Source organism: Micromonospora violae, assembly GCF_004217135.1.
Classification (GTDB): Bacteria; Actinomycetota; Actinomycetes; order Mycobacteriales; family Micromonosporaceae; genus Micromonospora; species Micromonospora violae.
The window spans coordinates 2,440,778-2,464,938 of record NZ_SHKK01000001.1; the positions used below are offsets into that span (position 1 = coordinate 2,440,778).

General features: G+C 69.4%; 7 protein-coding genes. 1 reads left to right on the plus strand and 6 read right to left on the minus strand.

All coding sequences use genetic code 11. The features are described from left to right. Positions 1-673 precede the first annotated feature (673 nt). Together EV382_RS11085 and EV382_RS11090 are read right to left on the minus strand one after the other, a co-directional pair. Positions 674-7,276 carry an SNF2-related protein gene (locus tag EV382_RS11085; protein WP_165435764.1) on the minus strand — a complete coding sequence of 2,201 codons (6,603 nt, stop codon included), beginning with the start codon at positions 7,274-7,276 and terminating at the stop codon, positions 674-676. Beyond that, positions 7,269-12,008 carry a RecQ family ATP-dependent DNA helicase gene (locus EV382_RS11090; RefSeq protein ID WP_208758369.1) on the minus strand — a complete coding sequence of 1,580 codons (4,740 nt, stop codon included), beginning with the start codon at positions 12,006-12,008 and terminating at the stop codon, positions 7,269-7,271. The genes EV382_RS11085 and EV382_RS11090 overlap by 8 nt, the downstream gene beginning before the upstream one ends. 204 nt (positions 12,009-12,212) lie before the next feature. On the opposite strand from EV382_RS11090, the gene EV382_RS33085 reads away from it, so the two are divergent. After that, a complete protein-coding gene (locus tag EV382_RS33085) occupies positions 12,213-12,452 on the plus strand; it encodes a hypothetical protein (RefSeq protein WP_208758370.1) in 240 nt (79 codons plus the stop codon). Positions 12,453-12,721: 269 nt separating this feature from the next. Here the strand turns inward: EV382_RS33085 and EV382_RS11095 are convergent, their stop codons facing one another. The 4 genes from EV382_RS11095 to EV382_RS11110 all read right to left on the minus strand — a co-directional run bounded on the left by EV382_RS11095 (position 12,722) and on the right by EV382_RS11110 (position 24,034). Then, positions 12,722-13,918, minus strand: a complete 1,197-nt coding sequence (locus EV382_RS11095; RefSeq protein ID WP_244236626.1) for a DUF1996 domain-containing protein — start codon at positions 13,916-13,918, stop codon at positions 12,722-12,724. 208 nt (positions 13,919-14,126) lie between these two features. Next, complete coding sequence (locus tag EV382_RS11100) at positions 14,127-15,377, minus strand: serine/threonine-protein kinase (protein ID WP_130401484.1); 1,251 nt, start codon at positions 15,375-15,377, stop codon at positions 14,127-14,129. Positions 15,378-15,428: 51 nt separating this feature from the next. Continuing rightward, positions 15,429-17,612 carry a UvrD-helicase domain-containing protein gene (locus EV382_RS11105; protein ID WP_130401485.1) on the minus strand — a complete coding sequence of 728 codons (2,184 nt, stop codon included), beginning with the start codon at positions 17,610-17,612 and terminating at the stop codon, positions 15,429-15,431. Continuing rightward, positions 17,609-24,034, minus strand: a complete 6,426-nt coding sequence (locus tag EV382_RS11110; protein WP_130401486.1) for a DEAD/DEAH box helicase — start codon at positions 24,032-24,034, stop codon at positions 17,609-17,611. Before EV382_RS11110 ends, EV382_RS11105 begins: the two co-directional genes overlap by 4 nt. Positions 24,035-24,161 lie beyond the last annotated feature (127 nt).

A 24,161-nucleotide genomic window follows, 5' to 3' on the forward strand; every position in this document is an offset into this window, starting at 1 on the left:
AACGTAGAGACTGCCGTTGTCTGTCCACGCAGAAGTAACCACTTCGAATGCGTTGCCGCAGTACGTGTAGGACTGGGTCATCGGGCCACCACGAGGTGCCGCCGGCATGAACGAGGTGTAGCAAGGGGTGGCTGCGGAGACCTCATACTTACCGACGGAGCCTGGCCCACCGGCACAGACAGCCGTACTGTACATAGCGTTCTCTATCGTCGATGGGTAATTCCATAGAACCGTCTCGTTGGGGTCGGCGATCTGGCATTCGTCTGTGAAGACGCTTATGCCTCCCCAGCTCGGCTTGTAGTAGGGCGTCACGGTGACGACAACCGGCGAGCAATTCCGATAGTATTGGACCATTGGCCCACCTTGTGGAGCTGGCGGGTTGAACGACGTCCAGCATGGCGCCGCAGTTGCCGGCGACGGTGATAACGCGATTAGTGAGAGCATGCCCGGCAGCAGGGCCGCCAATAGGACCATGGCTCTTCGCTTCATAAACGCCCCCTCATCTCGGTGTCCTAGTAGGACAGATGCCGGGCACCTTACAGTCTGCAAGCGCAAATCGTTGCCCCGGACGCCGCGATCGGCCGGACGGGATGTCTCGCCACTGCGTGCGTCGAGGGCTAGCGGCGCAGGTCGTGGAGGCGCCCCGGGGCGCCTCAGGGTTGGACATCGTCGGTCATTCGCCCTCACCGAGCATGCGCATCACGGCTGGCAGGGCTTCGCCCTTCAGAGTGTCCGCCCACTGTCCGTCCTTGTCCCACCGCTCCAGCGTCCACTGCTCCTTGTCCCGGCGGACGATGATCCGCGCGTGCGTCGCCTCGCTGTGCCAGGCCGCTCCTCGGAGTGAAACGCCGAGCTTCCGGCGCTCCAGCAAACCCGCCTTCTTGAGGTCGCGACAGGCTGGGCAACGGCCGTCCGGGGTCGCCGGGCAGCTACCGCAGAGCCGTCCCCGGCACAGCGCACAGGGACGAACGGCATCGGTGCACGCGGCGCACGTCGCGGTCAGACAGGTGCTGCACACCTCCAGCCGCTTGGCGAGGTGGTGGCGCCGGCACGCTGCTGCCTCCTGCAGGGGTTCACCCGTGGCTGCGTCCACCAGATAGCCGACAGTTTGTCCAGCCGGCACCTCGTAGACGACCGTGATCGTCGCGCCGGTGGGCAGACTCCAATGCTCCTCGACTGCCAGCCCGACCGTGACATCGACCTCAGCAGCGAGGTGGGCCACGACTCGGGCTCGCAGTGCCCGCGCGATCTTTTGCGGCAGGCCGGTGGCCCCCAGGGGGGCGCTCGGCCTGGTGTGCGGAATGATCGCGGCCACGGCCGCCGCGGGGGCAAGCACCGCCGGCTGCCGAGGTTGCGCCGGCTGCCGGGTCACCCTTGGGGTGGTACGACGGGCGAGCAGTCGGCCTTGAGTGATCACGGGACCGTGGATCTGCTCTTTCGGGGTGTGCGCGACAACCGAGACGAGCGCCCGCTCACCGAGCAGTTCCCGGCCCAGTGCCGCTCGACTGAGGTCCGCCTCGCTGCCATCGCTGAGCTGGTGCCAGATCGGTGTCGCGCCATCCTGCTTGAGGCCGAGCAGAGCGTGACCGCCGACCGCGGCGACGACGGCGGTCCAATCGTCCAGGACAGCGGCAGCGACAATCTCCGGCTCGGGGTGCCAGCCGCTGCCGGCCCAGGCCGGCACGTTGTCGGGTGCATGCCAGTCGGCTCGCTCCTCGTGCACCGCACCACCGTCGGCTCGGCGGCGCGTCAAACCGTTCGGCGTCAGGGCGAGCGTGACGTCGGTGTGCTGCCGACAGGCGTGGGCGACGGCACGGGGCTTGGGCACGTTGAGTTTCGCGGTGAGCCGCTGCACCGCCTGACGCCGCGCCGCAGGTGCGGGGACCGGTGCCGGCACGGGCAGCGCCGAATGGGCGTGCAGCGCCTCGTCGAAGGCAGCGACAAGGTCGTCGTTCAGGTCGCCCGTGCTCAGCAGGTGGCTCAACTCGGCGGCACTGCCGGCTTGCCGGCCCTCGGCGCCGTCCACCTGCCAGTGGAAGGTGGTGCTGTGGCTGCGGGCGAGCACCAGCCAATCGGCGTCCAGGGCAGGATTCTCCCCGGCGATGGCCCGTAGCGCGACGTCGCCGTTGCCCGCGAGACGGGCCACACCCAGTCGTACGCGAAGGAGGTTCTCCTCGTCGCTGGCAAGAGTCTCCCACCGCTGCACGGTGGATGACGAGATGACGGCGATCTCCGTCCGAGTTGCGCCGTGCAGCACTGCGACGACCCCGCCGTCGTCCTCACCGATGAGTACGGTCAGACCGTCGGCGCACAGGTCCGACGGGAGAGCCGCGATCTGCTCGCGACGTGCCGAGGCCAGTTGGCGACAGGTACCGCAGACGGGGCCAGGAGCGCAGGATCGGCATACATCTCGACCACAGAGGTGGCAGGCGTGCACGGGAAGGCGGCGCGAGCACTCGCCGCACGAGTGGTCCCCGCAACGCTCACACCGGCTCTCCACGACTGTTGACGGGTCGTTTGACCGGCAACTGCCGCACGCGGCTCGGTCGCAGGACGAGCAGCCGGCGATGGCGCCGCTCTCACCGCAGCAGGGCCCATAGGCCCGCGCGCAGACCGGACAGCCAGCTACCTGTTCCTGATCGACGAGGTGGCCGCCGCTGTCGACGTACACGGCACCGAGCGCCCGGTGCCCGTCGGCGAGCGTGGCCGCGATCGTCTCGCCCGGGTTGATCAACGTCCGCTCGTTACGCAGGCCCGTGGCCAGTGGTGGGGCAGGGGCGATCACATATCGCCGAACCGCGTTGCCGTGCGGGGAGCGCCAGTTCTCGTCGACCGTGATGCAGTCGCCGACGGAGACCGACGTGGCCGGCTCCGTGAGCGCATTGAGCACGGTACGCAGAGCCTCGTCATCGGTGGGCGAAGCGGTCGCGAACTCACCGCGGGTCTTGTCGGAGAAGAGGAATCCCGTCTCCGGCTCACCGGTCGTCGCTTCCATCAGCCTACGGAGGGTTTCCACCTTCCGCTTCACCACGACCCCCGGCGCAGCCGCGCTGTAGCGCAGCCCCGCCGCCGGTGGCGCCGTCCAGGGGTGTCGGACGACCACTCGATTCGCCGGCAGGCCGGCGGCATGGACCGCTCGCGCCAGGTGCTCCTCCGCCTGCACGGTCGCGCCGGGAAGTCCCGGCACGAAGACGGTCCGGCTGACCGACCCGTCGGTGAGTAGGCAGAGGTATGAGCGGTGCAGCGCGTCGACCTCGACACTGACCGGGCCGACGACGGTCTCGGCGACCGGCCGGCAGAATGGCGCCGCCTCGTGCTGGCTGGCCACCAGCGGCTCGCGATCGGCCCGCGCGAGCTGGGGTGCCCGGTCGCCGTCGTGCCACATCTCGCGGTAGACGAACTGCCCGTCGTGGATGTCGACGCGTCGCACGATCGCGAACGGCATCACGGCGACGGCTGGGGCCGGCGGAGCCGGGTGGCGGCGACGCAGGTCGGGCAGGAGCGCACCGAAGCCGGCCTCGTTTTCCGCGGTGACCGGCGGGCCGGCGATCTCCGGCAGCGTCTCGACGAGGTCCGGGTCGATGGTTGCCCCGTTGTCGGGCTGCCAGGTCCACCAGGCTGACGACGACACAGTGGCCCACACGCTGCCGACGGTCAGGTCGGCCGGCGCGACCTGAGGCGCCGCCGCGGTCAGGCCCGCGCCGGCGGGCAGCCCGAGTCGGTGCGCCAGCGCTCGCACTCGCGTCCGAGCCGGCTCCTTGACATCGGGCGCCGGCACCAGCGTGTGCCGTTCACCGTCTGCGTTGACCAGCACCGCATGGCGTTCACCGACCAGCAGGTGCGCCCGGCCGCCCAAGCGCCAGCCGATCTCCCAGTCCGCGTCCAGCTCCGGCGCGCGCTCGGGCCGGGCGCAGCCGGAGCAGAGCGGTCCATCGGCGCGGCAGGTGGCGCAGGCCGCCCGGCCGCAGCCTCGGCAGGCGCGCACGGCCCGGTCTGGGCCGCAGGCCTCGCACCAGGCGGTTTCGCAGGTCTGGCAGGCTGAGAGCGCGGATTGATCGATGACGTGGCCGCTGCCGCACAGGCTCAGCGTCTTGAGTGGCTTGCCGGTCGCCTCGCAGGTCAGCCCGTGCCGGGCGAGGTCGCCGGTCCACGGGTACCGCACTTCCCGGACGACACCACCGCGGTGCTCCCAGCGCTCTACCACGACAAGCTCGCCCGAGCCGTGCATCTCGAGGGCGAGCAGTTCGGCGCGCAGCTCGGCGTCCACCCGTTCGCTGGCGGGGCGCCGGGCTGCCTCGATGGCTCGGGTCAGCTGACGCTCGCGCTCCCACAGCTCTATGTACGCTTCGGTGTTGCGCCGCTTCTGCCAGTTGTTCTGCACGGATGCGAGCTGCGCTTCGAGGTTGGCGACAAGGGCCTGCTGCGCCTGCTGTTGGCGGTGCTGCTCGGCTTCGCGAGCCTTCCGCAGGTTCTGCTCCAGCTGCACTGCCGCCTCTCGGTCGACGACGTCAAGGACAGCCTTCTCTGACAACGTCGACGGCATCAGGGCACCGTCGGGCAGAGCCACCCGGCCCTGGCTGAGGTCGACGGCCGGCCCGACGGAGACGGTCACCAGCTGTTGGTTACCGCTGGTGGCTCCCTCCTGCACGCGGTACGTGGCCCGCGCGGCCCATTCGTCCACCGGCTCCGCGTGACGCTTGACCAACTGGACGTCCAGGCTGTGCGCGAGCACCGGCTTCTGGTGCAGGTCGGGAATCGCGGCCACCGTGCCGGCCAGGTCTCCGCGTTCGCGCAGCACCTCCAGCAACTCATCGAAGAGTTCAGATCCCACAACGCAGAGCTGCGCCTCCGGGTGGTGATCCAGCGCGGCGTTGGTGAAGGCGAGAAAGAGCTCTCGACGGTCACCCATCGCTGAGGCGAGGTCCTCGGGCAGGGTCGCCACGATCAGCCCCTCGGCGGGCTGCGTCAGCGTCGCTCCCGCCGATGTCAGGAATCGACTGACGAACTGTTGGAGGTCCTGCTGCCTGCGGCGTGGTCGGTTGGACTGCTGCGGCAGGAGTTCCCGGGCCTCCGGCTGCGCGGCACGCTCTCGCCGTTCCTCTTTCCGTTGGGCGAGCCAGTCGCTGAGCCCAGCGTCCGCGGTCATCATGGTCATTGCTCGGCTGCGCGCGTCCTCGAGCTGCACGCCCAGCTCGTCCAGTCGGTGCTGCATGGTGGCGTCACTCTTGGCGTAGAGGGCGTCCAGAACGCGGCTTTCCATGCTGGCGTCCTGGGTGCCCTCCAACTCGCCGAGCACCGTCACCACCTGACCGAAGAGCAGCTCGAACATGGCCAGCTTGTCGTGCAGCAGTCGGTAGACCGCCTCGTCGAGGGTGTTCCGGGCGAAGAGGTTCGCGATATGCACGTCCCGGGTCTGGGTGAGTCGGTGGACGCGTCCGATGCGTTGTTCGACCCGCATCGGGTTCCATGGCAGGTCGTAGTTCAGTACGCAGTTGCTCACCTGGAGGTTCTGCCCCTCGGCGCCGGCGTCCGTGGAGACCAGCACCCGTGCGCGGCCGGCGCGGAAGTCAGCCACCGAAGAGCTGCGGGCGGCGTGGGTCATGCCGCCATGGAACGGTGCGGCGCTGATGCCCGCGCCGTCGAGCAGGCGGAGGATTCCGGTGAGGGTGTCGGTGTGTTGGGTGAACAGGAGCACCCGTCCATGCTCATCGAGCCAGCGTTCGACGACGTTCAGCGCGGTCTGCTCGCGGGAGGTATGCCTGATATCCCCGGCGAGGTGGCCGATCTCGCTGAGGACCTGCTGCAACTGCCGGTCGGGTTCGCGCTCGGCCATGCGCAGCGCGCTGCGCGACACCGCCTGCGGGGAGGCCGTCAGCCGTAGCGCGAGCTGCCGGCGACGCATGGTGTCGGCCGGGCCGGTCATCCGGTGCCGCAGCGTGTGCAGCAGGAGGTCGTACAGCTGACGCTCCGGAGGGGTGAGCACGACGCCGTGGTCCTGCGGCGGCATCCGGTGCACCCGGTCGACTCCCGCTTGCTGGCGGGTGGTGCGCACCACCACGCTGCTGATCAGCTTGCGGAGCTCGACGGCGTTGACCGGCCGGCGCGGATCGCCGCGGTCGACGAAACGGTAGGCGAAGTCGGACTCTGATTCGAAGGTGCCGGGGCGCAGGAGTTCGACCAGGCGGTAGAGCTCCAGCAGATTGTTCTGTACCGGAGTGGCGGACAGGAACAGGGCACGCGGCGCCGCGGCGACGACTTCGCCGACAACTTCACGAGTGCGTTTCGCACCCGCGCCGGAGAGCCGGTGGGCCTCGTCGACGACGACGAGGTCGAACCGCCGGCCGAGCCGTTCTGCGTTACGCAGCACCAGTTGCAAGGTCATGATGACCCGGTCCTGCTCGAAGGCCTTGGTGTCCTGGCCGCTGGCCACCACGGCGAAGTCCTCGTCGAACTTGTCACGCAGCTCGTCGCGCCACTGGTCGCGCAGCGGGGCGGGGCAGATGATGAGGATCCGTTGCGCAAGACCGCGCAGCATCAGTTCCTTGATCACCAGGCCTGCTTCGACGGTCTTGCCCAGGCCGACCTCATCGGCGAGGATGCCTCGACCGCCCATCCGCGCCAGCACCGTCCGGGCCGCCGCCTCCTGGTGCGGCATGTGCTCAATGTGCGCCGCGTCGACAGCCAGCAGTTCGTCGAATTGGTCCAGGGTCGCCAGGCGCTCCCCCGCCAGCCGCATCTCCACCGCCTCGGCCGGGTCCCAGCCGCGGCTCTTCAGCGCACCGATGACATGCTTGCGGGCACTCTTCAGAAAGCCGATCTTTCCTTGCCAGCCGTACTCGTCACGCTGGCGCAGGCGATAGCGACCGCCGGTGCTGGCTCGCCGTTGCGCCGGCCCGGCAGAGCGTGCGGCCGCGCCGCTCGCGGTGGGGGTGCGGGGGCCGGTGATCGCCACGCCCGGCAGCCGGGGAGCGGACGACAGCCGTGCTCCCGGCGCGGAGACGATCAACCGCAACGCGTCGCCGCCGCGGCGCTCCAACCGCAGCAGGCCCCCTACCCGGGCGGTGTCCTGCAGGTAGTCGGCGAGCGCCTCACTGTGCAAGCAGCGCCGACCGGCGATCCAGGCGACCGGGAGCGACTCGCCGTCGGCCACGAGAGTGAGATCGGCGGAGTGGGTGGGCAGCCTGATCCGGGCCTGTTCCATCGGCCCAAGGGAGATCATGCCCTCCTCGAGGAGCTGTGCCGTGATGACGCGCTCCACACTGACCAGTTCACCCACGACGGCCCCCCAACCGTTCCCGCCCAGCATCCGTTATCGCCAGGCTCAGGTAATTCCTGTTGTCCCGGCTGACCTCGTCACGCGCGAGCAGGCCTTCGGCGACAAGACGGGCGGCTGCCTCGTCCCAGCGCCGATCCGCCGCGCGTACGTGCCGCAGTGCGCCGAACTGCGGACAGCGACGGAGGCCAGCACCGATGGCACGGCCGCCGGCCAGCACTTCCGCTCCCAGTACGGCCGCTTTGAGGCCGACCGCCCCGTAGCGACCGGTCTGCAACGTTGACGCCCAGGCCACCGCCTGCAGGACCGTCAGATCCACATTGACCAGGTGTTCCGGGTCTGGGACCGCCGAGGCGGGAAGGTCATGCCACGTCGGTCTACCGCCGCACGAATCGCACGCCTCCCGATGCTCGCCGCAGGTATAGGCGGGAAAGCCGAAGTAGCTGACGATGGCGGCACGGCGGCACCCTGGCTGCCCGACGTAGGAGATGACCGCGTCGAGTTGCTCGCGCTGCCAGGCGCTCCACCGTCGAACCTCCCGCCCCAACAGCTCCGCGTCGACCTGCCGGGCACGCAGCCGCAGCCGGCGGTACCGCTGCGACGACGAGAAGGTGACCCACCGGTCGAGGGACCACGCGACCAGATCGCGCTCCAGCTCATCGGGGTCGATGCCGTGCTCCTGTTCGAGCCGGTCGAAGTCGATCCGGCTGCCGACCTGCGGGCGCATGCGCAGCAGCACCGACATTTCCCGAAACCGCCGCCGCTGCTGCTGGTCCGCTGGTTCCCGAAGGCCGACATGCACCGTGCCGCGCGACGAGCAGTCCGGAAGTTGCTCCACCGCGCCGGCGCGCTCCAACCAGCCCAGCAGCACGTTGAGTTCGTCCGGATCGACGCCGGCGGCCTCGGCCAACTCCTCCTGGTCGAACACCACGTCGCCGCCGCGCCTGCGCTGCTCGCCGAGGAGGCGCAGCACCCGCTGCGCCTGCGCGTACCGGTCGACGTTCGTGCCATCAGCCACCTGCGCGCGCCGGCGGGCGATGTCCCCGCCGCTGTACAGCAGCACGCACTCACCACGCAGCTGCGGCGTGCGCGCGGCGCGCCCGGCCTCCTGCACGTACGCGTCCAACGACTCCGGCAGGTCGTAGTGCACCACCCAGCCGACGTCGGGCTTGTTGACGCCCATGCCGAAGGCCTTGGTCGCCACGATGATCTGCGTTGTGCCGGCGAGGAAGTCGTCCTGGACCGCCTCACGCTGCTCGGGCACCATGCCGGCGTGATAGTGGCGAGCGGCCAGCCCCGCCCGTCGCAGCAGAGCGGCGACCTCCTCGGCGGCGGCCCGCCTCGATGTGTAGATGATGCCCGGCGTGGAACCCATCGCGGTGGCGATGCGGAGCAGTTCCCGGGCGCGTTGCCGCTCGTCGGCAACCTTGGTGACCTGGAACCGGAGATTCGGACGGTCGGACGGCCGACTGACCGTCACCGGCTGACGCAGTTCCAGAGTGCCGATGATGTCCTGTACCACTGGCGGGGTCGCGGTCGCGGTCAGCGCCATGCGTGGCGCCCGGTCGAGGTGGGCCACAGCCCGCGACACCTGTCGGAACTCGGGCCGGAAGTCGTGCCCCCAGGCGCTGACGCAGTGTGCCTCGTCGACCACGAGGCCGGCGAGGTCCTGGCGTTCCAGCGCCACCCGCAGCACCGGATCCCGGACCAGCCGCTCCGGCGACACATACAGCAGCCGTACCTTGCCGGCGGCCAGATCCCGCAGGATCTCGGTGCGCACGGTGGCCGGGGTGCTGCCGGTGATGCCGTGCACACCGCGCAGGCCGCGAAGTCCGCGCAGGTCGTCCACCTGGTCCTTGATGAGCGCGATGAGGGGGCTGACGACGACCGTCGCGCGGTCTTGCGCGCGGAGCAGGGCTGGCAGTTGGAAACAGAGCGACTTGCCGGTGCCGGTGGGCAGGACTCCGACGGTGTCGGTGCCGGCAAGGTGCGCGAGCATCAGCTGCAGCTGGGTCTCCCGCAACTCCTGCACCCCGAACAGCAGCCGGGCACCTTCGCGCAGCTTTGCCTCCGGGTCCTCCCCGGGCACCAGCCGCAGCCGCTGCACAATCTCGTCCACCTCATTGCCCGCCAAGGCCAACGCCGCGCTCAGATCCGGCTCCTCGCCGGTGACGAAGCGCAGCGCGTAGCGCCAGGCGTCGTCCCGATCGGCGGCGTGATGCACCCCCGGCCCCGGCAGCGTCGACAACAGCAGCCGGTTCGCGCTGCTCGGGGACTGCATGCGCCGATCGGCGATCAGCGCGACGCCGCGGTCGGTTTCACTGCGGATCAACCGGCCGAAGCCCTGGGCCAGCAGCACCGCCGTCTTGGGCACCACATAATCGAGGAAGGGGTCTCCGCCGCGGTCGGCGATGGCGCGGATTCGAGCGCCGACCACGGCGTCGTCGGGGTGCGGATAGGGCGGTTTCTCGATGACCAGGTAGCTCAGGGTGTCCCCGGGTGCGTCGAACCCCTGCCAGTAGGAACGCAGCCCGTACACCACACTGCCGGGGTCGGTCCGGAACTGCTCGGCGATCTCGGTTCGGCCAGCCTCACCCTGGACCAGTAACCGCACATTCCGATCGGCGAGGGCGTCATCGTGCTGTCGCACCAGCTGCGCCACCGCTTCCATCCGTCGCCGGGCGGCGAACAACGTCATGGATCTGCCGCCGGTCAGCGACAGCAGTCCCACCTGGTCGCGGGCGAACTCCTCCACGAACTCCCGCTCCTGCGTCGGCACGGGAACCGGGAGGTGACTGGTCAGCACCACCGCGGACTGCGCCGCGTAGTCGAAGGGGCTACGCAGCTGACGCCCGTCGAACACGCCGGGTGCGCTGCTGCCCGGCTCCACGCGGATGCCCAGGCGAGCGGCGACGTAGTCGAAGGTGCCGCCGGTTGTCAGGGTGGCGCTGGTCAGGGTCACGCTTCGCGCCGGACGCACGACCGCACCAACGAAGGCAGGACCCACATCGATGGGAATGCACTCGAACGTCCAGTCGGGCTGGACGTCGGCACCCGCCACCGACGGGTCGCCAGTGGGGACCTCGGCGGAGAGCCGGTACACCCAAAGATGTTCGTCGGGCAGATCTCGCAGCCGCCCCAGTACCTGCGCGAGGTCGGTGGCGGAGTGGGTCAACCCGAGGAGGCGGGACACCACGCTGCGGAGCAGCGGATGTGAGGTACCGTCCGTCTCCGCGAGGCGCGCGCGAGCCGCAGTTTCCACTGCGGCCAGTTCGCCGGCCAGGTCCCCCAGCAGGCGAACGGAGTGACGGACCTGCTCGACGAGCTGCCGGTATTCGATGCGGCCGTGCACGACACCGCTGTTGGGCACCGTCGAGCGAGCCGCGCCGCCGTACTCGTGCAGGTAGCGCAGCACGGCGGTGGTGAGGCTTTCGCAGTCGCGGCGCAGTTGCCGGGCGATCGCCGGTAGCTGACGTCCGCTGCCCAGATCGCTACCGGTTGCGCGCAGGCGGCGTAGCTGCCGGTCGAGTCCGGTTCGCCCGTCCAGCGCCGCGGCCAACCCGAGCAGTGCCCGCCGCCCGGCGGCCTCGGTCCACGCGTTCGTCAGTGAATCCTCAAGGTCGTGAGCTTCGTCGAACACCAGGTCACTGGCGCCCTCCGCGAGCACATCACCGGGGCTCCGCACGCCCTGCTGGGCGAGCTGCGCCCAGGTGGCGATCAGCGCGTGGTTGACGGCCAGCACACCGGGGCGTTCCTGCAACCCGGCGAGCCGCTGGAACAGCGGACAGCTCGCAAGCCAGGCGCACTGTTGCCGTTCGCAGGAGCGGGCGTCCGTTCGTAGCGTGTCGCGCGTCGCCCGGTAGGCCGGCCGGAGGCCCAGCTCGGTGTCGGAAATGTCATCCCACACGCCGGTTTCGCTGACCGCGAGGCCCCGGATGGCTACCGCCACCGCCAGCCAGTGCTCCGGGTCTGCCTCGTCGCCCGATTCGTCGAGCGCCGCGCCAATTTCCCGGGGGCAGATGTAGTTGGCGACGCCGAAGATCTGGCGTAGCGGAGCGGAGAAGAGCCCCTGCTCCCTCAGTCGGGATACGTCACGGCGCAGCTGCTGCTGCAGGAGCTTCGTCGCGGTGGCCACCACAACGGGCCGACGCTCACCGCTGGCGCGGCCGGCGGCCGGCGTCAGGTACGCGAGGGACTTCCCGGTGCCAGTGGGTGCCTCGACGGCGAGCAGCCCGCCGTGGTCGAGAACCTGGGCGACCGCCTGCGACATCTCGTGCTGGGACGGCCGCGAGGCGTAGCCACGGTCGGTGAGCTGCCTGAATACGTTACGAACCGCTTCGCCCGCTGACCGGTATCCATCGTCCAACGGTTGCAGCAGCGGATCCTGGGCACACCGCACGCCGTCGCGGACGCGCTCGGGCAGTGGGCCGTCCGGCAGTAGGTTGGCCACCGCGGAGCCCGCCGCGGCGAGACATGCCCGGGCGAGCTGCCAGGAGGGGTCTCCCCCGTCGACCTGTTCGAGGATCGCGCGCAGAGCGTCCGCCGTTGACCGTGCCTCGCTGAGGGCGTCACCGTCGCCCGGCGGCAAGCCCAGCGCCCCGCACAACTCGGGAAGCCGGACGCTGGGTCGGGTGGGGTCCTGGAGCAGCGCGAGCACGCCGAGCTCGACCCTCAGATCCGGCAGGCATTCGACGACGCCCTGCGGCAACTGCGACCAGTCGATGCCGTGGCCCACGACACAGGCGGCACCCGCGGCGAAGTCCGTTAGTTCGGCTCTCCAGTCCGCGCCGGCCCGGACGAGTCGACACTGCCCATCACTTGTTCGTAGAGCTGCCACATCCCCGTCGGAGGAGCCGACGGCGATGACGAGGCAGTCAGCAAGCGAAACGGTCGGCGAAAGCGTCGTCCGCCGCCACGCCGGCAGCCCCGGACGCAGCGGTTGACCCGGTTGCTGCGGCTGCTTCGTTGGAGCCTCGACGGCCTGCGACGGGACAGCAAGACGGCCCTGCTGGTCGAGGACGAACGCATGCGGAAATCGTTCGGGCAGCTTGGCCAACCGGGCTACGGTCAGGACGATTCCGCCGGCTCGCAGAAGCGTGGAAACCTCCTCGAGCGGCAGTGGACCTCGTTGCAGCAGCAGATCATTCGCCGCTGTGAGATTCGGCGGCATCACCGGTGACACCATTTACTCCCCAGCCCCCGTACTGGTCGACGCTCAGCAGCCGGAACCCAGAGCAGGCCCAAAGCTAGCCAGACGATCGGTCGGCGGGAACCCCCGGACGGCCGTGATCACGTCCCCCATCCCTCCAAGATCACGAGCAGCAAGGAAGCCGGCTTGGCGAACCGAACCCGAGCAGCCTTCGCCACCAGGTCGACTACGTCCGATGTCCCCACAACAACAAGGGGTGAGGCTTTCGCCTCACCCCTTGTGCATACGGACGTGATACGTCAGGGCAGCACGTAGTCCGAGTTCAGGACGTACGGCGCGGGCTGTTGGTCGTCCCGGCCGTCGTGGCCCTGGGCATCGCACTGCCGGGCCGCGACGATGCAACCCTTGACCATCGCAGCCAAGGTCCGGTCGTCCCACGCGTTGAAGAAGTCGTAGTGGAACGTCGGGCCGGCGCCACTGGCGAAACGCACCTTCGACATGTTGCCGTTCACCGGCCAGGCCATCTTGAACTCAAGCTTCGGCACCGCCACCGGGTGGGAGTCCGGGCAGACCCAACCAGAGGCGGTGTGCGTGTCGACGGGGTACGCCATGTGACGCTGGTGGTCGGGCGAGTCCAGGTGCAGGCCATCCCAGCAACTGGGCGCCTGGTAGCGAATGTTCAGCTTCACGCTGCGCTCAGCCGGGCAGGTCAACGGGATGTTCTTGTTCTTGTAGCTGTCTCCGCACTCGAAGCCCTCTTCGGTGGCGTCGAGGAACTTGTCCGCGTCGGTGTTCTTGGCGCTGCCGACGACGTACCGCAGGCCCTTCGGGAACGGCCGGACGCTCCGGTAGTCGGTCACGCCGGCCTTGTAGTAGATGGTCTGCAGACCCTCCGGGTTGACGGCCTTGTCGCCGTTGAACAACGTCGGCATCCAGTACGCGGAGCGGTCACCCTTGGCCTTGCAGGTGGTCGCGCCAGCGCTCAGCGACGTCACCGTCGAGGCCGCGTTCGTGGTGGTGTTACCCATGAACGTGTGGGAGTGCGAGGCACCCGGCAGCTTCGGGAAGACGATCGGGTCGTCACCGATGTTCGTCCGGCTCACCGAGCAGTTCGCCTGGAACTCGTGGAAACCGCCCTTGTTCGGCGGGACCGCGTGCGACGGCTTGACGTTGGTGACCGGGTTGGCGGCCTTGATCCAGGCCCCCTGCGCAGCCGGCGTCGTGGACGACGGCGCACCCGACGGCGCACCCGACGGCGCACCCGACGGCGCACCCGATGGATCCACACTCGGGGCGCCGCTCGGCACGGCTGACGAGGTCGGCGCCTGGCCCGGGGCCGAGGACTGACCGAAACCCGACGTGTCGGACTGGGCCGGCGTCGTCGGCAGAGCGGTGGCAGGCGCATTCGGGCCGCAGCCGGCCAACAGCACGGTGACCGCCGTGACGGTGACGGACAGGGCCAGAGGGCGCCATCCACGAACTCGTACGTCAAACACTAAGGTGCCTCCTGGGCAAATGGCGTCGCAGCGACGGTCAACACCATCGGCCAACCTTGAAGACACGTCAACGGCTCCGACCAGCAACAATACTGGCGCGAAGATCATCAACCCGGTCGGATCGATCGCCTGGCCAACCGGGTGAAATCGGGAAAGTTTCTGTTATCTGCGCTGCCCATCAGCGTCGGCAGGCGCCGAAGTGCCCGAGTTACCGGGCGGTGGCGTCAGCGCACTCGCCCAGTTCAAGCTGGCAGGCCACCGCCTGCTGTCGACACTCCTCGACAAGGTCTTGCTCCCCGCCCGACTGCTCCAGGTCTCGTGCCAGAGACTCGAAGGCGCGACGTGCCTTCCGGAAGTCGCCCGCGAGCATCAAGAGGTTCGCGATATCAACTCGTAGCGCCACAGTCTCAGCGGCAAGCCGCTCATCGCCTTGCGGCACCGAGCGAAGAGCCCGCTGCAACACCTCGGCGGCCTGCACGAAACGCTCGTTCTCGGCCAGTTCCCTCGCCTGCGCCCGCAACTCCACCAGCTCGCTCTGGGCCCTCTGCGGCGGAACCGAGACGGGGGCAGGGCCGGGACCCTTGTCGTCAGTTCGTGCGACAACGAGCCCCGGTGATTCACCGTTTTCGAGGAACGGCGTAAGGATCTGACGAACCTCGCCCGCCGACGCTGGCCGTTCCGCTGGATCCTTGGCCAGCAGGCAGTACAGGAGGTGCGCCAGGTCGTCGGGCACGTCCGAGCGGTACTCACCAATGATGGGGATCGGCGAATGCAGGTGGCGGCGCATCATGTCCGGAGCGTTCGCTGCCTCGTAGGGAGGGTGCCCGGCGAGCATCTCGAAGAGAATGCAGCCCAAGGCGTACAGGTCGGCGGCAGGCCCGACAGGGCCGCCCTGGGCCTGCTCGGGTGCGATGTAGGCGGGGGTGCCGAGCGTACGTCCGGTCGCGGTGAGGCGGGACGCTTCGGCCGGGCCGAGCAGCGCCGCCACACCGAAGTCGAGCACCTTGACCACCCCGGTTGGGGTGATCATGAGGTTCTGTGGCTTCAGGTCTCGGTGTACGAGGGAGGCGGCGTGGGCGGCGACGAGCACCGAGCAGACTTGCGCGGCGATGGAAGCCGCCTCGCCGACCGGCAGTCGTTCCTGCTCGGCGATGTGGTCGGCGAGGACCATCCCCGGCACGAGCTGCATGACGAGGAAAAGGTCTTCACCATGCACGCCCAGGTCGTGGACGGCCGGCACGCCGGGGTGATCGAGTCTCGCGGTCGCTCTCGCCTCCCGCCGGAAGCGCTTGCCGGCCGTTTCCCGCTCGTCCTCCGGCACCTCCACCTGCCGAAGGAACTTGATCGCCACGGGCCGGTCGAGTCGTTCGTCGAAGCCGGCCCAGACCTGGCCCATTCCGCCGCGACCAACCGGATACGTCAACTCGTACCGGTCACCGATACGATCCCCCGCCTGCACCTACAGCCTCCCCGCATCGCACGCCGACCCCGCCTGAGCAGGAGCCGGCAATCAGGCTAGCTGTCGCTGTACGAGCCGCCCGGTCAGGAATGGGCTGGGCGTGCCGTGCCAGAACACCGCGAGCTCGTCCCGAGCACGGGTGGCGGCAACGAAGAGCAGCGACCGGTCACGTTGGCGCTCGCGCTGGTAGCGCTTCGGGTCAGTGTCCCGGTACCTGCTGATCATCTGCCGAGGCACCAGGCCGTCACTGACCCCGGCGATGATCATGCGTTGGTACTCGAGGCCCTTGAACCGGTGCATCGTGCCGACGTGCACACCGTCGGGGCGCTTCGGGCCATCCGGGCCAATCTCCACCACCGCCAAGCCGTCCGCCTCCAGCCGACTGATGACGTCCGCAGCGAGGTCCTTGGTCGGTACGCAGATGGCGATCGAGCCATCCGTCGCGTTGCCCCAGTCGCGCAGCTGCTCGACGATCAGGTCCCGCTCCTGCGCCCAGGTCGCTGCACCTCGGAAAACCGGTCGGCCGCCGCGCAGCAACGACCGGTAGCCGGCCAGGTTCTCCTCACCGCCGTCAAGGTCGTCGTACACCTCCCCCGTCATGATCTGTAGGGCGTCGGCGAGGATCTGTCGGGTGGTGCGGTAGCTCAGCGTGAGTCGGGACGACCGGCCGCGGATGTTGACGCCGAGGCTGCCCAACGTGACGTGGTTGTCGTAGATGCGCTGGTGGGTGTCGCCGGTGAGGAACATGTCGTCCGGCCCGGGCGCGACCATGGCGCGCAGCATCTTCCAGTGCGCGGCGCTGAGGTCCTGTGCCTCGTCGACCACTACGTGGCGGTAGCGCGGCCGGTAGAACCCACCGGACGATTCACCGGCCACGCCACCGGTGTGGGCGGTGCGGTCCATCTCAAGGCGGGCGGCCCGTTGCGCCACCTGTCGCCAGGTCCAGATGCCGCGGTTCTCCAGCCAGGTGGCGAAGCGTTCGGTCAGCTGCCAGATCTGGTCCCGCTCGGCCCGGGTGAGACTACGACCCCGGTTGGGACGGCGGGCCTTGAAGTAGTCGGTCCGCGAGTTGAGCACCTGGCCGAGGATCACCTGATTCCACTCGGCGGCGAGGAACTCCGCCTCCCAGCCGGTCTCTCCGGTTTCCAGGAGGAACTCGTCCCACAGTTCGAGGACGCGATTGTCGTCCACCACGCGGCGGCTGCCACCCGCCTTGGCTTCGGCCACGACCCGGCTGGCCAACCGGTCGATGTTGACGATGTCGACGCGCGACACCAACTCCTGCCCGCCCAGGGCCATCAGGCGGGTCCGCAGGTCGGCGGCGAGGTTCCGGTTGAAGGTGGTGAGCAGGATCGGCTTGTCCACTCCGGGCGGCAACTGCCGCGCCAGGTGCGCCACCCGGTGCAGGGCGACGATCGTCTTTCCGGTGCCGGGACCACCCCCGACCCGTGCCGGGCCGCTGTAGGTGCGCTCGACCAGCTTCCGCTGGGTGGGGTGCAGGAAGATCTGCCACCGCTCGAAGGCCTCGCCCAGCATCGCCTGCAACGCCTCGTCGTCGGAGGTCACCTGAGTGGCGGGACGTTCGACGGCGGCTTCGAAATCCTCGGGGTCGACCGGTTCGTCGGCCCGGACCGGGTCGGTGACCTGCTGAAGTACCTCGTCGTAGGGGGTGCCGTCGAAGAGCGCGAACAGCACGTCGGTGGTGAGCTGCGGTGCCCGATCGAGCAGCTCCAGAAGGTGCGCCTCGGTGGTCAGCTCGCGGATCTGCGGCAGCAACGGCTCGGAGACGCCGAGATTCAGCAGTTGGGCATCGGTGTAGGTGTCGAAGAGCGGCTTCTGCGCGGGCTCGGGCTCAATCTCGGGCGGCACGACCCGGCCGATGATGCTGTCGCCGACGGGGGCCAGGTCGACGACCTCGATGCCGCCGGTGATCCGGTTGATGCGGTACGCGTAGCGGCTGAGGTCGTCGTACACCTCACCGCGGTGCTTGACCGCGACGAGCAGGTAGTCGCGCGCGGCGATGTGCAGCAGCAGCGCCCGGTAGTCCTTGTTGACGCGGGCGGACATCAGCCGGGATTCGCTGTTGAGCGCCTTGAGGTTGAGGCCGGGGTTTTCCGGGTTGTGCCGGAACTTGTGCATGAACTCGTAGACCGCTCCGATGTCGGCGCGGGTGAGCTTCATGACCTCCTTGTCGGCGCGGTCCAGCATCCGCAGAGTCGTTGCTCCGGTACTCATCGGCGTTCTCCCCCGGTCGTCGCCTTGATCTCTGCCGCCAACTCGTCAACCGACCATTCCCGCGCGGTACGGGCGTGCCAGCCCGCGTCCGCGTACGCCCGGTCGCGGTCTTCCGTCTCCGGGTCGTCGGACGGGCCGGTCAGCACGATGGCGATCCGCCGGTCGGGCCAGGCCAGTTCGGCCGGCCAGCCCTGGTCGCCCAGCTCGTAGCCGACGATCGGGGCGGGCAGGTCCTGTTGGGCGAGTTGCTGGACGAGTTGGTCGAGGGTCTTCTCGTCCGGGTCGAGGTAGCGCAGGACTTCCCGCCACGGTGACTCGGTGTCGAGGCTTCCGGGCTCGGCGGCCACCGGCTGCGCGACGACACCGAGCCAGGTGGCTGTCTCCTCGTCGAGCGGCAGCGCGCGGTGGGCCAGCACGAGCCCGGTGCCCTCGGTGACGGCCATCGAAGCTGGCTCGAAGGTGTCCAGGGTGGACACGGCGAGCTGACCGGCATCGCCGCCACCATTGCCGAGGAACTGGATGACGTTGCCCCAGGCGAGCCACGCGGCCCAACGGTCCTTGTGACCCGTCCCGGTCACGGCGGCTGGCAGGTCATCGAGGACAGCCAGCGCGGACCAGGTCGGCAGCGGTTTGCTGCGCCCGTCGACCACGAGGGTCACCGGGCAGTCAGCATTGTCCCGGGCACGGGCGATCATGATTTTGCCTGCTGTCGGACCGGGTAGGGGCTCGCCACGCAGTGCCGCCAGGAGCCGCTCCGCGACGCCACCAGAGTCGGTGGCGGTGTTGTCCCGGGCCTGTTTGATCATGCCGGCCAGGGTGGCTTCCGCCCGACGCTGCCACCGGGTGAGGTCGGGGTCGGCGAGGAAGCGCATCAGCTGCTCGATCGGGTTGACCCAGATGGTTTCCTCAAGCTCATCGGGGTCGGCGCCGGGGAGGAACTGTCGGTATCGCTCCCGGGCCGTCTGCTTGCTGACCCCACCGTACGGGGCCCACCGCCCCTGCCCGTCGGTGCTGCCCCAGGTCTTGACGTCGTCCCAGGTGGCGGCGAAGACCAGGTAGCCGTGCGCGCGCAGCCGGGCCCGTTTCTCCGCGTCGTCCGCGAGCCGGTTGTACTGCGACGAAGCGTGGTACTTGAAACCGTCGAGGTAGACGGCCACCTCGGGCGACGGCGCGTCGAGGCGTTTGAAGTGGACGTCGGGGCGGGTGCCGCGAACGGTGTTCTGCAGCTTCATCTGCCAGTGGGTGACACTCTGACCGTTGTCGCGGACGAACCGCAGGTCGGCGATGCGGGCACCGTCGTGGTCGGTCCGCCGATCGATCCGCACGCCCGAGTTGGGTGTCTCGCCAAGCGCCAGCAGCTTGGTGAGGAAACGCATCTCCAACTCGCTCTCCACCTGGTGGATCAGCGAGATCTCGTCCGTCCGGGTGCCCTCCTGGACATCCCAGTTGTCGAGGAGCTTGTCCAGCATCCCCAACGCCTCGTCGCGGCTCATCAGGGCGAAGTGCTCGTTGCGCGCGTGGCGCAGGAGGCAACGGTGACAGACCGCCCTGCCTTCGTGTCGACAGGCGCAGTCGGCGATCCGCTGCCGCGCGAGTTCCAGGACCGCGCGAAACTCCTCAGGTTTGGCGAGGCGGTGCAGGTAGCCGGTGCCTTGCGGCTGAGTGTCGTAGACGACCACGAAGTTGCGCGTCCCGTCGCTCTGCCCGTCCGGCATGGTGGCCGACGCAGCCTGAAGGTGCGCCGGGTCCCCGCCGTACTGCGCGGCGATGCCGAGGCGGATCGCGGCAGCGAACGACGCGATGCGTTCCTGAACCACGGCGGTAGCGGCCGGGATCAGGATGCGCAGCGCCTCGGTCTCCAACTCGTGGGCGAGGATCAGGTCGACGTGGGCGTCCGGGGCGGCGGGCGAGCGACGGTAGGGGCACCAGGGCCGGTGATGCTCGGCGCCCTTCACGACGGTCGACCCGGAGGCCTCCGCGGCGAGTTGTTGGCTCACTGCGGGAGCACCGTCGACCGTGGTCCCGCCGCAGGAGGTGCAGGTGTGGAAGCGGTTGATCCGCACCTCCTCGCCCGCGAACAGTTCGGCCGCCCGGTCGTAGCGCTGCGCGCCCAGGTTGAAGTGCCGGATCATCGCGTGCCGGCTGTAGTCGACGCCGAACGTGTCATGGGCGTGCCGCCAGGACGAATCGACCTTGGCCGGGTCGACGTCGACGGCGACGGTGGTGGCGTAGAAACGCCGGTCCCGGTCGTCGCTGTCGTCGCGGATGCGGGCGTCGTTACGCTTGTCACGGCTGAGCACCCGGGTCGGTTGGAGGACCTGGAACAGTCGCCCGTGGTCGGCGATGCCCGGGTCCGCGCAGCGCGGGCAGGCGCTGGTGTCCTCCTTGGCGAGGTGGGTGCGGACATAGCCGCACTGGGCGCAGATCCGCCACTGCTCGTACGCCGGCCGGTCCGCCGGACCGACGTCGAGCCCTGAGATCTCGTGCTTGTAGCCCCGTACGTAGTAACTGTTGCCGGGAGCGATCTCGACCAGCGCCTGCCGGGCGGGGCGGGCGTACTCGCGCAGTTCGCTGTGGAAACGGCGGTCGCCGTCGGCCTTGTCCTCCCAGGTCAGGGTGGCTTCGAGGTCGGTGCGGCTGTCGATGAGCGCGTAGTTCGGCAGCAGCCCGAACTCGACCATCGTGCCGTGGGCGGCAGCCGAGCTGACCTCGCGCAGCCGGCGACGGACCGCCCCCTCCTCCGCCTTCAGCATCTTGATCTCGCGGGCGTGGTCCGGGTCGCTGGGCACGAGCGTGCCTCGGGCGGTGGCGAGTTCCTGCATCCGGCGACGCAGGTCGGCCAATCGGGAATCCCAGATCTCGTCGGCTTCCCTGACCCGGTGGACGATGCCATCGGCAGCGAACTCGCGCAGTTGGTCGGCGGCAATTCGCAGAACCTTGTCGCCGAAGAGGGTGAGGAACTCCTCCACCAGCCGACCGCCGTCGCGACGCGCGGCCTCGGCGAGGCCGGTCAGCCAACCGGTCGGACCGAACAGCACGTGCGCCCGCCGCGGCATCGGCAGTACCCCGGCGAGACGGCCACGGGCGGCCAGGTCGATCAGGTGGGCGAGGTACTGGCGGCGCAGGATCTCCACGGCGGAGAGGAAACAACCGGGTGGCACGATCTGGCCGGCGATCATGTCACGCGGATCGGCCAGGTAGTAACGATCCCGTTCGGTCCTCCCGACCAGGGTCAGCACCAGTGCGTTACCGCTCTTGCGGCCGGCGCGGCCCGCCCGTTGGACGTAGTTGGCCGGGCCGTGCGGGAGTGACGCGAGCACCACCGCAGAGAGTGCGCCGATGTCGATGCCCATCTCCAGAGTGGGTGTGCAGGACAGCACGTTCGGGTCGGTGTAGCGCTCGCCGTCGCGGAACTGCTTCTCCACCGTCTCCCGCTGGGCGCGGGTCAGCATGCCGGTGTGTTCGCCGGTGACGACCCGGAACACCGGGCTGTCCAGGTAGAGCCGGCGGTAGTAGTCGTCGGCGGCGGTGTCGTCGCGGGCGGCCTGGAGTTGACCCCGGCAGCGGTACTGCCGGCACGGCTGGCCGATCCAGTCGGCCACCCGGTCAGGGTGCTCGGTCTGCTGCCAGTGGCAGGTGTCGCAGCCGACCCCGGCCATCGCGGCGGACGCGTCGTCGAGTCGGGTCACCCGCAGATGGCCGGGCATCAGCCCGTACACCGTGTTGCCGTCCTCGGTGTCGCCAACTGCGACCACGCCATCTGCGGCGAGGGCCGGCAACAGCCGGCTGAGGAAGCCGGCAGCGTCACCGGAATCAAGACCGAGGCAGCGGGAGGTCCAGTCCTGGTACCAGTTGCCCCGTGCGGTGATCACGTCGAACTCCGAGCGGGACTTCGGCGTGGCGAGCAGGAACGCGGGCGCGGACAGTCCCTTCGGGAACGCGGGCATCCCGGCCGGCCGGCCACCCCAGATCTGCCACCGGGTGCCACCGCGCTTCAGGTACGGCACCAGCCACTCGTGGAACACGGCGCCGCGGACACGCAGCCGTTCCAAGAGGCCGCGGACGAAGGCGAGGTAGCGGGCGTCGTCCGGCGGCGCCACGGCGAGGTGGCCGGGGCCGGTGAGGTGGACATCCCGGCAGATCGCAGCGGCTCGCGTCGGATCGTCGAGGGCCACCTCGACGGCGACGCTGCGGGTCAACTCCAGGGTGCGACCCTGGCGGGAGCGCAGCCCGGTCTCCATCACGGTGGCGAAGACGAGTCGCTCGCTGATCAGCTCCCAGGTGTCCCGGCTGCCGCTGTGCTCACCGGCGAGCAGGCTGTCGACACCTGGCTGGTCGTGCAGGTCCGGCGGCACGACGGTGGAGAGGATCTCCGGCTTGGCCGCCTCTTCGATCATCCTGACGAAGAGGTCGTCGAGCCCGATCGACTCCCCAGCCGTCAACCGACCGGCGAGCAGGGAGCGCAGGGAGAACGAGTAGGACCGGTTGGCGACGAAACCGGCGCGGTGCGCGGCGTCCTGGACCGAGTCGTTGAAGAGCAGCGTCTTCTCAGCCTCGTCGAGCTCCCCACCGGTGAAGAGCTGCGTGATCGCCACCGAGGCGAGGGTGGCCAGGCCGGCGCCGAGGAAGCGGATGCCGTGGTCCAGCTCGCAGGATGGGCAGCGGTCCTTCTCTGCACCGTCGATGTCGAGGACGTCACCGAGCACGACGATCGCGTCGTCGGTGGGCTGGCGGTCGCGGTGTTCGTCGAAGGGGCGCACCCGACGCCCGTACTCCAGGACCAGCAGGCCGCGGGAGCGCTGGCGTACCTCGTCGTCGGTCGCGGCGATCAGCGCGCGGACCCGACGCTTGTCCCGGCCGACGCTGGCCCGGTAGATCTTGTCCGGGTCGGTCTCCAGCTCCTGCGGGTCCTTCTCCGGCGACAACGCCATCCAGCCCGAACGACCGCAGTGCCGGCAGTAAATGGCCGGTAACCGTGGGTAGCGGTTGTCGGCCACGACCACGTCGGCGTCGGTGGCGTACGGGTCCAGCTCGCGCGGCGCTTCGCCGTACCAGCCGAAGGCGGCCTGGTGGGAGGTGCCGCGCAGCAGGCGGGAGACGGCACGTACCCACAGGTGGGTTTCGATGTTCAGGAGCGGACGGCCGGGGACGTCCGGGTTCTGCGCGACGGAGAGCAGGCCGACGAACCGGGCGAGTGCCTTCGCCGTGATCCCGGCCGGGGTCTTCATCACGCTGCCCCAGCCGGTCGCGTTCTTGCGAGGCAACACGTCGATGATCTCGTCGAGGGTGCACGGCCGCGTCTGAAGCGAGTCGAGCACCGCCTTCGTCAACGGGTGCTGGCGCAGCAGCTCACCGAGCCGCGTCGGGGCGTCGAGACAACGCTCGCCGACCACCAGCTCGGCGACCTCGGCCATCATCGCCTCGGGGTCGCGGTCGTCGACGGCCGCGAGCTGCTCCGGGCTGGGCAGCGGCAGGCTGAAGTCCTGGCGGGCGACGAACTCGCCGGCCTCGTACCGGTCCTCCCCCACCAGCGACCCGGCGTCGAAGGCGACGCCGAAGACCTGCTCGGCGACCTCACGGATCGCGGTACGACCGTCCCGACCGCCGCCCTCGCCGAGCGTCGCGGAGGTCGCCACCGGGCAGATCGGCCCCAACGGCCGCTCCGGCTCGTCGAGGTCGAGCGCCGCGGCGAGCCGGCGCAACAACATCGCCACATCGGTGCCCTGCGCGCCGTCGTAGGTGTGGAACTCGTCCAACACCACGTACGCCGGTTCGGCGTCCTCCCACAGCGGCAGGTCGTCGGCGCGCTGGAGCAGCAGGTCCAGCATCTTGTAGTTGGTGATCAGGATGTCCGGCGGCGTGCGCCGCATTTCCGACCGCTTGGTGAAGACGTGCGCGTACTCGATGGCCGCCACGTCGCCGATGTAGAGACCGGCGGTGACCTGGCTGAGCGCCGGGTCGGAGAGCAACTCGTTGATGCGAGACGTCTGGTCCGTCGCGAGGGCGTTCATCGGGTAGAGGAGGATCGCCTTGACGCCAGCCCTGCCCTGCTGCTTCTGCCGCCGGCAGTGGTCGAGCACCGGGATCAGGAACGACTCCGTCTTACCCGAGCCGGTGCCGGTGGTGATCAGCGTCGGCTCGGCGGGCTTGCCCTTCGTCGACAACCGGGCGAACGCGTTCGCCTGGTGCAGGTAAGGGGTGAAATCGGCGGGCGCCCAGTCGAGGTGCGCCCGCCAGTCACCCTCCGCCGGGCGGAAGGGAGTGCGGATCCGCAGGTACGGGCCACGGAAGATGCCCTGCTCCGGGTGAGAGAGAAAACCCTCCAGACCGTGGCGTACGCCGTCCTCGGTCAGACCGAAGGTCGTGGTCAGGTACTGGGTGAGGGTCCGACGCAGGGTGTCGGCGGCGATGGTCGGCCTCATGAGCGGATCACCGCCGCATGCTACTGCACCCCTTACCGGGGTTGACCTGCGCGACAGCCCAGCCAACGGGGTGAGTCGGATTCGCGACAGACATGCTCAGGAACGGGCGCACCACCGGGTGCCACCA